10 protein-coding genes are annotated in these 12,073 nt (G+C 63.0%); 3 read left to right on the plus strand and 7 right to left on the minus strand.

Annotation, left to right across the window (positions count from 1 at the left end):
• The first annotated feature begins 327 nt into the window (after positions 1–327).
• Positions 328–1,356, plus strand: a complete 1,029-nt coding sequence (locus tag NMAG_RS16475; protein ID WP_004267851.1) for an MBL fold metallo-hydrolase — start codon at positions 328–330, stop codon at positions 1,354–1,356.
• 50 nt (positions 1,357–1,406) lie between these two features.
• Here the strand turns inward: NMAG_RS16475 and NMAG_RS16480 are convergent, their stop codons facing one another.
• Positions 1,407–2,987, minus strand: a complete 1,581-nt coding sequence (locus tag NMAG_RS16480; protein ID WP_004267850.1) for a class I adenylate-forming enzyme family protein — start codon at positions 2,985–2,987, stop codon at positions 1,407–1,409.
• 260 nt (positions 2,988–3,247) lie between these two features.
• Here NMAG_RS16480 and NMAG_RS16485 point away from each other — a divergent pair, with 260 nt between their 5' ends.
• Positions 3,248–4,498 carry an acyl-CoA dehydrogenase family protein gene (locus tag NMAG_RS16485; protein WP_004267849.1) on the plus strand — a complete coding sequence of 417 codons (1,251 nt, stop codon included), beginning with the start codon at positions 3,248–3,250 and terminating at the stop codon, positions 4,496–4,498.
• A 46-nt stretch (positions 4,499–4,544) separates the two neighbouring features.
• Here NMAG_RS16485 and NMAG_RS16490 read toward each other — a convergent pair whose 3' ends face one another.
• Positions 4,545–5,750, minus strand: coding sequence for a thiolase family protein (locus NMAG_RS16490; protein WP_004215855.1), 1,206 nt, complete (start codon positions 5,748–5,750; stop codon positions 4,545–4,547).
• A 74-nt stretch (positions 5,751–5,824) separates the two neighbouring features.
• Positions 5,825–6,562, minus strand: coding sequence for a 3-hydroxyacyl-CoA dehydrogenase family protein (locus NMAG_RS16495; protein WP_004215854.1), 738 nt, complete (start codon positions 6,560–6,562; stop codon positions 5,825–5,827).
• Between the two features lie 145 nt (positions 6,563–6,707).
• On the opposite strand from NMAG_RS16495, the gene NMAG_RS16500 reads away from it, so the two are divergent.
• Complete coding sequence (locus NMAG_RS16500) at positions 6,708–7,721, plus strand: FAS1-like dehydratase domain-containing protein (RefSeq protein WP_004215852.1); 1,014 nt, start codon at positions 6,708–6,710, stop codon at positions 7,719–7,721.
• A 100-nt stretch (positions 7,722–7,821) separates the two neighbouring features.
• Here NMAG_RS16500 and NMAG_RS16505 read toward each other — a convergent pair whose 3' ends face one another.
• The 4 genes from NMAG_RS16505 to NMAG_RS16520 form a co-directional block, all read right to left on the minus strand.
• Positions 7,822–8,751, minus strand: a complete 930-nt coding sequence (locus NMAG_RS16505) for a R2-like ligand-binding oxidase (protein ID WP_012996832.1) — start codon at positions 8,749–8,751, stop codon at positions 7,822–7,824.
• Between the two features lie 82 nt (positions 8,752–8,833).
• Entirely contained in the window at positions 8,834–10,375 is a 1,542-nt protein-coding gene (locus NMAG_RS16510; protein ID WP_004267847.1) for an APC family permease, read from the minus strand.
• The gene (locus NMAG_RS16515) at positions 10,372–10,623 is read right to left on the minus strand and encodes a hypothetical protein (protein ID WP_004267846.1); all 252 of its coding nucleotides are present in this window, start codon (positions 10,621–10,623) and stop codon (positions 10,372–10,374) included. The genes NMAG_RS16510 and NMAG_RS16515 overlap by 4 nt, the downstream gene beginning before the upstream one ends.
• 178 nt (positions 10,624–10,801) lie before the next feature.
• A complete protein-coding gene (locus NMAG_RS16520) occupies positions 10,802–12,046 on the minus strand; it encodes an acyl-CoA dehydrogenase family protein (protein ID WP_004267845.1) in 1,245 nt (414 codons plus the stop codon).
• Positions 12,047–12,073: the final 27 nt, after the last annotated feature.

Here is a 12,073-nt window from a genome sequence, read left to right on the forward strand (position 1 = left end):
GAAAAACCGCTCTCTGTGTATGATACCTCAAAAGGCGAGGTATACAAAAGTAGAGATAGTAATTAAGGAGATAGACCGTGCTACTGAGACAAAAGCACTCTCGCACGGTGAATTATCTGAGTTACTCCCTTCTGGATGGCAGGATATCACCTTTGTACAGACTCGTCCCGTAGGAGATTCTCTTCGGAGGCCGGCACATATCCTCTCGGATAGTCTCTGTTCGTGGTGCTTCGACACTCTAGTAAACATTCTGCCATTTTTGGCAGTGACTGTTCACACTCGCCGTAAAACCGACATTTAAATAATGAGACACCGTCGTCTGCGACGATGGAGACGACGGACGAGCGCTCGCCATCCCAGCGTGGTGAGCGCGTCGAGCGACTCGAGTTCAGCGTCGAGTGGCCGCCGAACCACGCCGCCGCATATCTCGTCGAGGGGCCAACAGGGGAACGGGTGCTCGTCGATGCGGGACCGCCCGGCGAGCAGGCAACGGAGACGATGCGAACCCAACTGAACGGGCTCGGCGTCGCCCTCGAAACGATCGATGCAGTCGTTATCACACACCCCCATAGCGACCACATCGGACAGGTACCGGCGCTGCGCGCAGCTGGTGTGACGGTCTACGCGCCCGAACCCGCGCTCGAGCAGGTCCGACGCGACGAGGACGACCTCGCAGCGCGCGTTCGCGAGACGACACGCTCCGCGGGCTACGAGGATGCGGCACTCGAGCGTGAGGTCGAGCGCGCGCGGCACTCGCTCGAACGGAACCGACGGCTGCTCGATCCCGACGATGCGATCGGGTTCTCGTTCGGCGACTCGTTTTGTGTGGGGGGACTCGAGTTCGAGCCGATTCACACGCCGGGTCACCAGGTACACCATGCGAGTCTCGCAACGAGCATTGGCGGCGAGCGGGTGCTGTTCAGCGGCGACGCACTCATCGAATCGTTTCGGGCGGGTGCGCTACACGTTGGCCTCGACGACGGAGCGTACGAGGCAGTCGAGGCGTTCGATGCTGGACTGGGGCGACTCGAGGATGTGACGTCTGCGCACCCGTTCGAACGGGTCTGTCCGGGCCACGGGCCGATCTTCACCGACACCGCGGGAGCGCTCGCGGACACTCGGGCTGATCTCGACTCGCTACTCGAGTCCAGAGAGGATGCTGTCGCAGCCGTCGGGCCGGCGACGCCGCTCGAGATTACGGAACACCTGTACGGCGACCTGCAGTATCCGGCGCAGTTGCTCGACACACTCGGTGCGCTCGGAACGCTCGCCGAGCGAGACGAAGTCGCGTTCGACTGGCGCGATGGCGTGCGGTACTATCGGACGGCGGATGGATCCGCTGCGCTGGGTCAGTAATAGAGGTGTCCTACTTGATGGGACGGACGGGGACGAAAACAGTAGTGACGCTATTCCAGTTTCTCGGGCTCCTCAGACCGCTCCTCTAGCTTGTACTTCTGAATCTTCCCCGAGGTCGTCCGCGGCAGTTCGTCGATAAACTCGACCTCGCGCGGGTGTTTGTATGCCGCGACGTTGTCGAGGAAGAACTGCGTGATTTCCTCCTCGGTGACGTCGACGCCAGATTCTACGTCGGGTGTCGGAACGACGAACGCCTTCGGGACCTCGTTGCGGCGCTCGTCCGGGATGCCGACGACGGCACCCTCCGCCACGGCCTCGTGTTCGGAGAGGAGTTCCTCGAGTTCGCTCGGATAGACGTTGTAGCCCGCGGTGACGATGACGTGTTTCTTCCGGTCGACGATCTCGTAGTAGTTCTCTGCGTCGCGTCGGGCGATATCACCGGTCCGGAAGTAGCCGTCGTCGGTGAAGGCAGCCTCGGTCGCCTCCGGACGGTTGTGGTAGCCCTTCATGACCTGTGGGCCGCGCACGAACAGTTCGCCCTCCTCGCCCGGCGGGACTTCCTCGCCGCTGCTGTCGACGACTTTGCAGTCAGTCATCCGGAGCGGCTGACCAATCGTCCCGTGGCGAAGGCCGAACGTCGAGTTCGACTGGGTGTGGGTCGCACCGTGAGTTTCAGTGAGCCCGTAGCCCTCCTGCATGTCGACGCCCGCGACCGATTCGAACTCCTTCTGGACGGCGACGGACATCTTCGCGCCGCCCTCGCCGGCCATCTCGAGTGTGGTCAGATCGTAGTCGCCGAACTCGTCGCTGTTGACGATGTCGACGTACATCGCGGTGACGCCGACGAAGTGGGTGATCGCCTCCTCCTCGATCAGTTCCATCGCCGTCTCGCCGTCCCAGTTTGCGGCGCTCCGGAGGAAGATGCGCCCGCCCTGAATCAGCGGCTGCCAGGCGGTGTGCGTAAAGCCGGTGATGTGATACAGCGGTAGCCAGACGAGACTGCGGGTTTCCTCGGGTTCGAGCACGCTCTCCTGGGAAAGCGTCGCGAACATCTGCGCCCGAAAGTTCCGGTGGGTTGTCTCGACACCTTTTGGCTTCCCCGTCGTTCCCGACGTGTACGGCAACAGCGCGACGTCGTCGTCCGCCCGCTCGACGAACGTCTCCTCGTCGCGAACCGATTCGAACGCGTGGATATCGTCGTCGGTGCTGGCAACGCTGATGATGGTCGGATCGGTCTCGACATCCTCGAGTCCCTCCCGAAGATGTGGGAGGAGCGCGGCGTGGGTCAGGACCGCCGTCGCGTCGGTGTCCTCGAGTTGGTAGGCGAGTTCGCGCCGGCGGTACTGCGGATTGACTGGGGAGACGGCGATGCCAGCTTTGAGCGCGCCGAGCGAGCCGATCAGGTAGGCCGGGCAGTTCGGCAAGTAGAGCAGCATGGCGTCGCCGGGTTCAATCCCCAGGTCGACGAGGCCGCCGGCGAACCGGGCGCTCTGTGCGCGAAGTTCCTCGTGTGTGTGTGCTATTCCGTGGTACTCAATCGCAACTGCGTCGCCGTGGTGGCGCGCCGTCTCGTCGTGGAGTCGAGCGGCATTACCCTCTCTGGCCGCAGCACTGAGGTCGTCCAGGTCCATGGCCCTGTATATCATACACCACTATTAAAACGTATCCCGAGTCGACACGTTCGGCAGGAATGCAGGGGCCGGGACGATGGCGGGGGTTCGGGGGATGCAGGGGCCGGGACGATGGCGGAGCCTCCACGTCGGTTGATCCACTCCAGGCACCGTTTCGTCAGCCACTGGCTTGCATCGACCTGCGTGCAACAGTACGAGCGTTTACAATGCTGTCTGGAATTGGGGTGTACATTTACAGTGGTGTGTGAGAACACCTCCGTATGGAATACCACGATTCCGAGACGGCGAAGGCAGTTGCGGGCCGTGTAGAGTCCTTCATGGACGAGGTCGTCATCCCGCGCGAGCGGGAAGCGCTTGCGACGGGCGAGCAGATTCCGATGCACGAAATCGAGGACCTCTGGGAGGAGGCAAAAGAGCGAGACCTCTTCGCTCCGCAGGTCCCCGAGGAGTACGGCGGTCAGGGACTGGACTTCAGCGATATGCTGCCCTCCTTCGAGCAGGTCGGCCGGTCACTCATCGGTGCGCACGCCATCCGCGCCAACGCGCCACAGGAGGGGAACATGCACACCCTCGAGATGGTCGGTACCGAGGAGCAAAAAGAGGAGTACCTCCGGCCGCTCGTCCAGGGGGAGATGACTTCCGCGTTCGCGATGACAGAGCCTAAACAGGGCGGGGGATCCGATCCGAAGATGCTCCAGAGCACCGCCGTCAAGGACGGCGACGAGTGGGTCATCAACGCTCACAAGTGGTGGACCTCGGACGGGCTCGACGCTGACTTCTACCTCCTGATGGCGCGGACCGATCTGGACGCCCACCCCTACGAGGGAACCTCGATCATCCTCGTTCCGCGGGACGCCGACGGCGTCGAAGTCGTCCGGAACGTTCCCCACCTCGGGGGCCACGGCATCACCGAACGCACCGGCGGCCACGCCGAAATGAAGTTCGACAACGTTCGCGTGCCCGTCGAGAACACCATCGGCGAGGAGAACGCTGGCTTCCGGATCGCCCAGATGCGTCTCGGCGGCGGTCGACTCACCCACTGTATGCGCTACTCCGGGATGGCCGAGCGCTCGCTCGACATCGCGAAGGCCTACCTCGCAGAGCGCGAGGCGTTCGGTTCGACCCTGGAAGAGAAACAGGCGCTTCGCCACCGAATCGCCGACGCCGAAACGCGACTGCACGCCGCCCGGACGATGGTCCGCCACGCCGCGCGCGAACTCGACCGCAGTGACGCACGCATCGAGGTCGCGATGGCGAAGATGTTCACCGCGAACGTGACGCAGGACACCATCGACCTCGCACTGCAGTGTTGTGGGGGCAACGGCATCGGGAAAGACCTCCCGATCGCACACTTCTACGAGGCCGTCCGCGCGTTCCGTATCGTCGACGGCGCAGACGAGGTCCACCGCCGCTCGATCGCCCGCTGGGCGTTCGAAGACGTCGACGAGACCGAGATCGAGAACACACTGCAGTTCGACGAGGACCTGCGGATCGACGACCTGGACGACTGAGAGAGCAAGAGCGAGAGAGAAAGCGTCAGAATCGGATTTCGGCTTCTCAGACTCGCTCGATAATCGTCGCCACCCCCTGTCCGAATCCGATACACATCGTCGACAGCGCAGTGTCCTTCCCGGTCCGCTCGAGTTCATGCGCCAACTTCGTCAGTAACATCGCGCCCGTCCCACCGAGCGGGTGGCCGTGCGCGATCGCCCCGCCATTGACGTTGACCTGTTCCCAGGAGACGCCGGTCTCCTCGAGCCAGGCCGCGACCACGGAGGCGAAGGCTTCGTTCACCTCGAAGAGGTCGATCTCTTCGAGTTCCATGTCGGCCTTCTCGAGTACCCCTTCGGTCGCGGGGATCGGCCCAGTGAGCATCGTGATCGGATCGACGCCGACGACCTCGGTCTGGACGATGCGGGCCATCGGCTCCCAGCCGTGCTCCTCGGCGGCTTCCCTGCTGGCGATGAGGATCGCCGACGAGCCGTCGACGATGCCGGAGGAGTTGCCTGGGTGGTGGACGCCGTTGCCTTCCTCGCGGAACGCGAGCGGCAGGCCAGCGAGCGTCTCGAGGTCGGTCTCTGGGCGCGGGTGTTCGTCCTGCTCGACGGTGATCGTCTCACGGGTCGGTTCACTCCCCGTTCGACTACCCGAGTCGCTTCCCGACTCGCTCTCTTCGCCATCTAGTGCAGTTTCGACGGGGACGACCTGGTCGTCGTAGTAACCTGCATCCCAGGCCTCACCCCACCGACGCTGGGAGTCGACGGCGAGTTCGTCGAGTTCCTCGCGGCTGAAGCCGTAGTTCTCCGCAATACGCTCTGCGCCCTCGCCCTGGTGAGTGACCTCGTCGAAGTACTCGAAGTAGGTGTCAGTGACGCCGTCGCCGTCAGAGCCCATCGGCTCGCGGGTCATGTGCTCGACGCCGCCGGCGACCAGCACGTCGTGCTGGCCGGCCATGACGTTCGCCGCGGCGAAGTTGACGGCCTGCTGGCCCGAGCCGCACATTCGGTTTAGCTGGACGCCGGGGACGCCGTCGCCCCAGCCGGCGACCATCGGCGCGAGACGACCGATGTTCGCGCCCTGCTCGCCGATCGGGGTGACGCAGCCGTAGATTACGTCCTCGACGACCTCGGGGTCGAACTTGTTTCGCTCCTCGAGTGCCTCGAGTGGTTTCGCTGCGAGATCCTGCGGGTGGGTGTCACGGAAGGAGCCGTCGCGCTTGGCGAACGGCGTTCGCACTGCGTCGACGATAACTGCCTCGTGCATGTGTGTGCGTCACAGTATTTCAGCGAGTACTATAGACGTTCCGAACGGCCAACTACTCCGGCATTCGTACGCGCTCACTCCCACTCCTCGCCGATCCCTCGCAACGCGAACGGCCCAGCCGGCAGATTGTAGCCCTTCTCGAGTGCTGTATCCACCTGGGCTTCCGTGGCGATTCCCTCGTCGACGATTTTCTGTGCCTCCTCGCGCATCGCCGCGTGACAGCGGTTGGCGACGAAGCCGTAGGAGCCCGGGTCGTCGTCGATCGTAATTCGCGTCTTTCCGAGCTCGTCGACGAGGTCCTCGGCGCGGTCGACGACCGCCTGATCGGTTTCCGGTGCCTCGACGATTTCGACCATCGACATGATCGGAACCGGATTGAAGAAGTGCGTGACGGCGACCCGCGAGGGATCCGAGACGGCGTTCGCAATTGCGGTGACCGAGAAGCCGCTCGTGTTCGAGTACAGCGGCTGGTCGTCGGTCACCGAATCGAGTTCGCGGAACACCTGTCCCTTGATCGCGAGGTCTTCGGTAACGGCTTCGATGACGAATTCCGTGCCTGCGGCCGCCTCTTCCATGTCCGTCGTGAACGAGATCCGATCGAGGATGTCCGCTTTCTCGTCCTCGTCGAGGTAGCCGCCCTCGACAGCGTCGTCGAGGCCGTAGTTTCCAGCGATGAGCCGATCCCGTGCTTCGTCTACCAACTCGTCCGATAGTTCGCGAACGCGAACCTCGTAGCCAGCCCGCGCGAGCACCTGCGCGATTCCCGCCCCCATGATCCCGCCGCCGATCACTGCAACTGGTCCCTGTGACATGCTACCGACACCACTGTGTGTTCTGTTAACGTTTTTGGTCGCGGCGCAGATCCGCCGGTGGGCGTACGCTTATGGGGTCGTTGTTCGAATCTCACGACAATGGCTACACGCTCCGCAACGATCCGTCGCGACCGAGGTGCGTCGAATGCCGACTAAGCCGCTGGCCAAACTCGAGTCCATGGTCGGCGAGTCGAAGCAGACTGTCGAAAGCTTCCGGATCGAGGCGGGGAAAGTCGACGAGTTCGCTCGGGCGATCACGGACACGAACTCGGTGTTCAGAGACGAAACCGTCGCACGAGAGCGCGGGTTCGACGCAATTCCGGCACCACTGACGTTCCCACGTGTCAAACGATTTCCGCGCTATCAGGTCGGCGCTGACGCCGAGATGGACGAACGCGAGGAGGGTCACTACGGCTTCGACCTCGGCTTTCGACCGGAGTACGTCCTCCACGGCGAACAGGCCTACGAGTACGAACGGCCGCTGCTCGTCGGCGACGTACTGACCGGCGAGACGACGCTCGCCGAGGTCTACCAGCGCGACGGCGGCCGCGCCGGTACGATGACCTTCGCTGTACTCGAGACGGCCTACCGTGACCAGTCGGGCGAGCTCGTGCTCACCGACCGGGCGACGGCGATCGAAACAGAGGGTGCGGTCGACGATGGTGGCGGCGAGGAGACATCCGCTGGTGACGCAGCGACCACTCACGAGTCCGAACCTGAGCCACATCCCGTCGACCGTCCGCAATCTACGGCCGTACTCGAGTCCGGCCAAGCCGGCCCGACCGTCGTCGCCCCCGACCTCGAGCGGCGCGACTTCGTCAAGTACGCCGGTGCGAGTGGGGATTTCAATCCGATTCACTACGACGAGCCCTACGCGACGGCGGCGGGCAACGAGAGCGTCTTCGGCCAGGGAATGTTTACGGCTGGCGTCGCCTCCCGCGTCGTGACGGACTGGTTCGGCCGCGAGACGATTTCGTCGTTCGGCGTGCGGTTTCAGTCGCGTGTCTTCCCCGGCGAGACCATCGTTGCGACGGGTGAAGTCGAGTCGGTGTCGCAGGGCGAAACTGTCGACGTGACGCTCGAAGCCGCGACGCCGGGAGGGAAGACACTTCTGACCGGGACTGCGACGGCGGATCTGTCGCGGTCGAACGACCGGTGATTGTGGGAGCGGTAGCAGCATCGGCAGCAGCACCGGCAGCAATAGCAGCAGTAGCACCTTTTCACCAAAACTGGCGTCGAAACGACGACAGTGGCCCTCGTCAGTCGGCCGCAGTTTCCGCCTCGAGTGCTGCCCGAACATCACCGTACTGGTCGAAGCGCTCGGCACCGATGTAATCGATCGTATCCTGGAGATACTGGACAAGCTGGTGGCCGATCCGATCCGGATCGTAGCCCTCGAACGGCTGGTCGTCGTAGAGTGGGTCGCTCAACAACCGATTCTCGACGTACTCTTCCATTCGCGGCTCGTAGACATCGGCGACGATATCGGGTTCGGCAATCGCGAGCTGTTTCATCACCCAGCGGCCGTTCTCGATGTGACGAGTTTCGTCCTGTCGCACCTTGCCGATGGCCTGCTGGAACGACTCGAGTACGGAGTCTCTGCCCATCTGAGTTGCCTTCAGTTCGATCATCTGGTCGAAACTGAGGTAGCCCCCGCGGGCGAGTTGCGCCTCGACGATGCCCATGTAGTTGAGGTAGGCTTCACCGAGGCTGTAGACGAGCTCGGTCCGGTCTCCGCTGTTGACCGCCGCGAGGAGGTCGTCTGCGGTGTCGTAGAGGTCGTCCGTACTGTACCCCTGTTCCTGATAGCCGCCCTCGCGGTAGGGCGCGGTGTTCTGTGTGCCGAAGACTTCCTCGAAGTACCGACTGAAGAGGTCAGTGTGCTTGGCCTCCTCGTAGACCTGCTGGGCGAGGTACATTTCCTCCTGAACGGTGTCGAAGGGGAGCTCGTCGTTCGGGAGCGCGTCGAGTGCCATCATGTACGGCGCGAGCGTCCGCGTCACGTCTTCTTCGCCGTCGTAGAAGCCAGAACACGTCGCGAGAAAGCGGTGTTGTTCGGCCTCCGAGAACTGCTCCCAATCTTCGCGGTCCTGCGTCAGGTCGTAGTCGTCCGGATCCCAGGTTCCCTCACGCTTTCCCTTCCGGTACAGTTCGTAGGACTTCTCGCGATTACTGTAGTCGATCGGCATGTGAGATTATGACGTACTCCCGGAAGATAACTGTTCGTCTGACGTTCGCGATTCGATGGTTGTTCCGCAGGAGAGTTGCAGCTTAGTCTTCCGAACCCGGTTCGACCGAGTCACGGGAGTCGTGAGAATCGCGAGAATCGCGAGAATCGTGAGCGCCGTGAGCGCCGTGAGCGCCGTGAGCGCCGTGAGCATCGTCTCGAGTACCCTCGCTATCAGCACCGAGGGGACCTGCTGCGGAGGTGTCCTCGTGATCGACGCGATCAACACGCTCGTGGGCGTCGAGCGAGGTCATCGTCAGATAGACTTGGCTGGGATCACGCTTTCGGAGCCGATACTGATAGTAGCCGTACGCGAGCACGAACCAGCCGAGTAGGACGAGACCGACAATCGGTTGCTGAAGCAACGTGATCACCCAGAAGCTGGCAGTCGTGATCGCGCCGCCGACGACAGCGAGCAGCAGGCCGCGCGAACGCCGAAGCCGGAACGGCGCATTCGCGTAGTGCTCGGGAAACTCTCGGGGCAGATTCCAGAGTCCAACGGCACAGAAGAAGTACGCGGTGAGACTCGCCAGACCGATAAACGTCGAGAGACCAACAATTTCGCCCGCGATAGGAACGAGCAAGAACGGCGGCAGGCCGAGGGCGAGAACCGAGACGTGCGGCGTGTCGAATCGGGGATGAATGCGGGAGAACGATTCGGGGAGGATACCGTCCCGGCTAGCTCGCATGAGCGTCCGCGAGAAAACGAGTAGTGTCGTGTTGACTGTCGTGACGACGGCGAAGATCGCACCCGCGGCGATGACGTACTCGCCCCACCAGGGCAGGTAGACCGACACCACTAGCGCGAGGTCCGCCTCCCCGCCGAGTTGCGTGTAGGGAACGACGCCAACGAGGACGGCGATAAGCGCGACGTAGACGACCGCGACGATACCGATACCGAGCCCGAGCACGAGCGGAATCGTCCGTTTCGGGTCGTCGATCTCCTCGCCGAGTTCGATCAGGAGGCCGAAGCCGAGGAAGGGGTAAAAGAGCGCGACGACGGCGAGCGCAAACGCACCGTAGTCCGGGAAGAACGGAGCGTAGTTCGCGGTATCAACTGCGGTCGCGCCGGGGACGATGAACGTGAGCAACGCGAGCAGCAGGCCGACGAAGAAGACGAGTTGCACCTGTGCGACGAGTCGGAGGCCGACGACGTTGATGAACAGCGTGAACGCGAGCAGGCCGTAGATGAGCGCGAGTGGCGAAACGTCGAAGAAAATCTGCGTGTACTCGGCGAAGCCGGTCGCCGTGATGAGCAGCGAGGCCCAGGCGACCAGCGGAATCGTAACTGGGACGAGAAACCCCCAGAACGGCGCGACGAGCCGCGAGATGTAGACGTAGAGGCCACCCGCGACGGGCATCGCCGAACCAAGCAGTGCGTTGTACAACACGACGAACGCTGCCGGAATCGCCGCCAGTAGCGCCGCCACCACGATCGCCGGACCGGCGTCGCCGGCAAGCGGGCCGGGCAACACGAAGATCGGCACCGCGATCGCGTTCCCAACCAGGAGCGCGAGCACACCGAGTAAACCAACGTTCGAGGACAACGTCTCCGATCCGTCCGCACTCGAACTCGAGTTGCTCATTCGCCTGACTCTCGAGTCCCCTGTCGCTGGCGAAGTCGGTAGGAGCGATACTGCCGTCCGACGGCGAAGCCGGCGAGTGCGCCAACGAACGGCAGGATGACGAGCAACAGCGCACTCGTCAACATTCCGGCCACGACGCCGCTCGCGAGCCCGAAGACCAGTCCACCCTCTGGATACTGTGCAGCCGCAATCTCGCGTTCGACCCCATCCATCTCCGATGGGACGTCCCGGAATCGTCCGATCGACATGGTGTGGGTAACCACACCATGCCCCAAGTAGGTATCGCCCCGCTCCACCCGGTGCGAGGAGCCTGGAGGGATGGCTTCAGCGAGAAGGGGACTCGAGTACCAGCGCGAAAAGTGCGCTCCGAGAGGAAAGCAGGCAGCAACAGCGAAACGGGCGAACGGACCACAGGAGCGAGTTCGGTTAAATCAGTTCGCGTGCGATCGTCCGCTTCTGAATTTCGTCCGTCCCTTCGAAGATGCGGAAGACACGCGCAGAGCGGTAGTTGCGTTCGATCGGGAGTTCTTTCATGTATCCCGCGCCGCCGTGGACCTGCATGGCGATGTCCGCCGCCTTGTTCGCGAGTTCTGCGCCGCGGAGTTTCGCCATGGACTCTTCCTTGCGGGCGCGATCGCCGTTGTCCATCTTCCAGGCGGCGTAGCGGTAGAGCTGACGGGTCTGCTCGATGTCCGTCGCGAGGTCGGCAAGCTGGAAGGAGACGCCCTGCCGATGGCCGATTGGCTTGTCGAACGTTTCGCGGTCGCGGGCGTACTCCACGGACATGTCGAGCAGGTACTGGGCTGTCCCGACCGAGTTCGCGGCGATGTTGATCCGGCCGCCGCCGATCCAGCTCATCGCTGCCGTGAATCCCTGGTCGACCTCGCCGAGGATCTGGTCCTCGCCGACGCGGCAATCGTCGAAGTGGAGTTCGGCGTGTTGGCCGGGCGTCATCCCCATCGATCGGTGAATCGTTCCGACCTCGAAGCCCGGATTGTCGGCCTCGACGAGGAAGCAGGTGATGCCGTGCAGATCGCCGTCCTCACCGCTCGTCCGCGCGAAAACCATCGCGAAGTCAGCGTAGGGCCCGTTCGTGATGTACACCTTCTGGCCGTTGATGACCCACTCGTCACCATCGTTCTCCGCAGCGGTGCCGCTCCGCTCCGAGTCGCTATGTGACTCGCTCTTCTCCGCGACGGTGTCCATATGATGGGCGTCACTACCGTGGCCCGGCTCCGTCAGCGCGAAACAGGTCGTAATCTCGCCATCCATCAGCGGCTGCAGGTACCGCTCGCGCTGCTCCTCGTCGCACGCGAGGAGAATCGGCGTTGGCCCGCCGGCACCGCCGAAGATTGCGCTGTGAAAGCCCGGCGGCCGGTTCGCCATGTGTTCGCCGACGATTGCACGAGTGAGGATATCGACGTCGCCACCGCCGACCTCCTCGGGCATCGTCATCCCGTAGAAACCCGCTTCGACTGATTTCTTGCGGATCGTCTCGACGACCTCGCGATACGCCGGTACCTGTCGGTGATTCTCGTCGACGATGTGCTTCTCGTAGTCCTGACCCAGAAACTGCTCGTACTCCTGCTCGAGTGGAGCGACCTCCTGCTCGATGAAGTCCTCGAGTGCCTTCGTAATCTGCACCGCCTCTGACGGCTCGCTGAAATCCATATCTCATATCACAGCAATTGACATATA

Source organism: Natrialba magadii ATCC 43099, from assembly GCF_000025625.1.
In the GTDB taxonomy this organism is placed as follows: domain Archaea; phylum Halobacteriota; class Halobacteria; order Halobacteriales; family Natrialbaceae; genus Natrialba; species Natrialba magadii.

What these genes read in the sequence shown, in the direction of transcription:
- NMAG_RS16475 (WP_004267851.1), top strand. Translation starts at nt 328, where the DNA reads ATGGAGACGACGGACGAGCGCTCGCCATCCCAGCGTGGTGAGCGCGTC.
- NMAG_RS16480 (WP_004267850.1), bottom strand. Translation starts at nt 2,987, where the DNA reads ATGGACCTGGACGACCTCAGTGCTGCGGCCAGAGAGGGTAATGCCGCT.
- NMAG_RS16485 (WP_004267849.1), top strand. Translation starts at nt 3,248, where the DNA reads ATGGAATACCACGATTCCGAGACGGCGAAGGCAGTTGCGGGCCGTGTA.
- NMAG_RS16490 (WP_004215855.1), bottom strand. Translation starts at nt 5,750, where the DNA reads ATGCACGAGGCAGTTATCGTCGACGCAGTGCGAACGCCGTTCGCCAAG.
- NMAG_RS16495 (WP_004215854.1), bottom strand. Translation starts at nt 6,562, where the DNA reads ATGTCACAGGGACCAGTTGCAGTGATCGGCGGCGGGATCATGGGGGCG.
- NMAG_RS16500 (WP_004215852.1), top strand. Translation starts at nt 6,708, where the DNA reads ATGCCGACTAAGCCGCTGGCCAAACTCGAGTCCATGGTCGGCGAGTCG.
- NMAG_RS16505 (WP_012996832.1), bottom strand. Translation starts at nt 8,751, where the DNA reads ATGCCGATCGACTACAGTAATCGCGAGAAGTCCTACGAACTGTACCGG.
- NMAG_RS16510 (WP_004267847.1), bottom strand. Translation starts at nt 10,375, where the DNA reads ATGAGCAACTCGAGTTCGAGTGCGGACGGATCGGAGACGTTGTCCTCG.
- NMAG_RS16515 (WP_004267846.1), bottom strand. Translation starts at nt 10,623, where the DNA reads ATGTCGATCGGACGATTCCGGGACGTCCCATCGGAGATGGATGGGGTC.
- NMAG_RS16520 (WP_004267845.1), bottom strand. Translation starts at nt 12,046, where the DNA reads ATGGATTTCAGCGAGCCGTCAGAGGCGGTGCAGATTACGAAGGCACTC.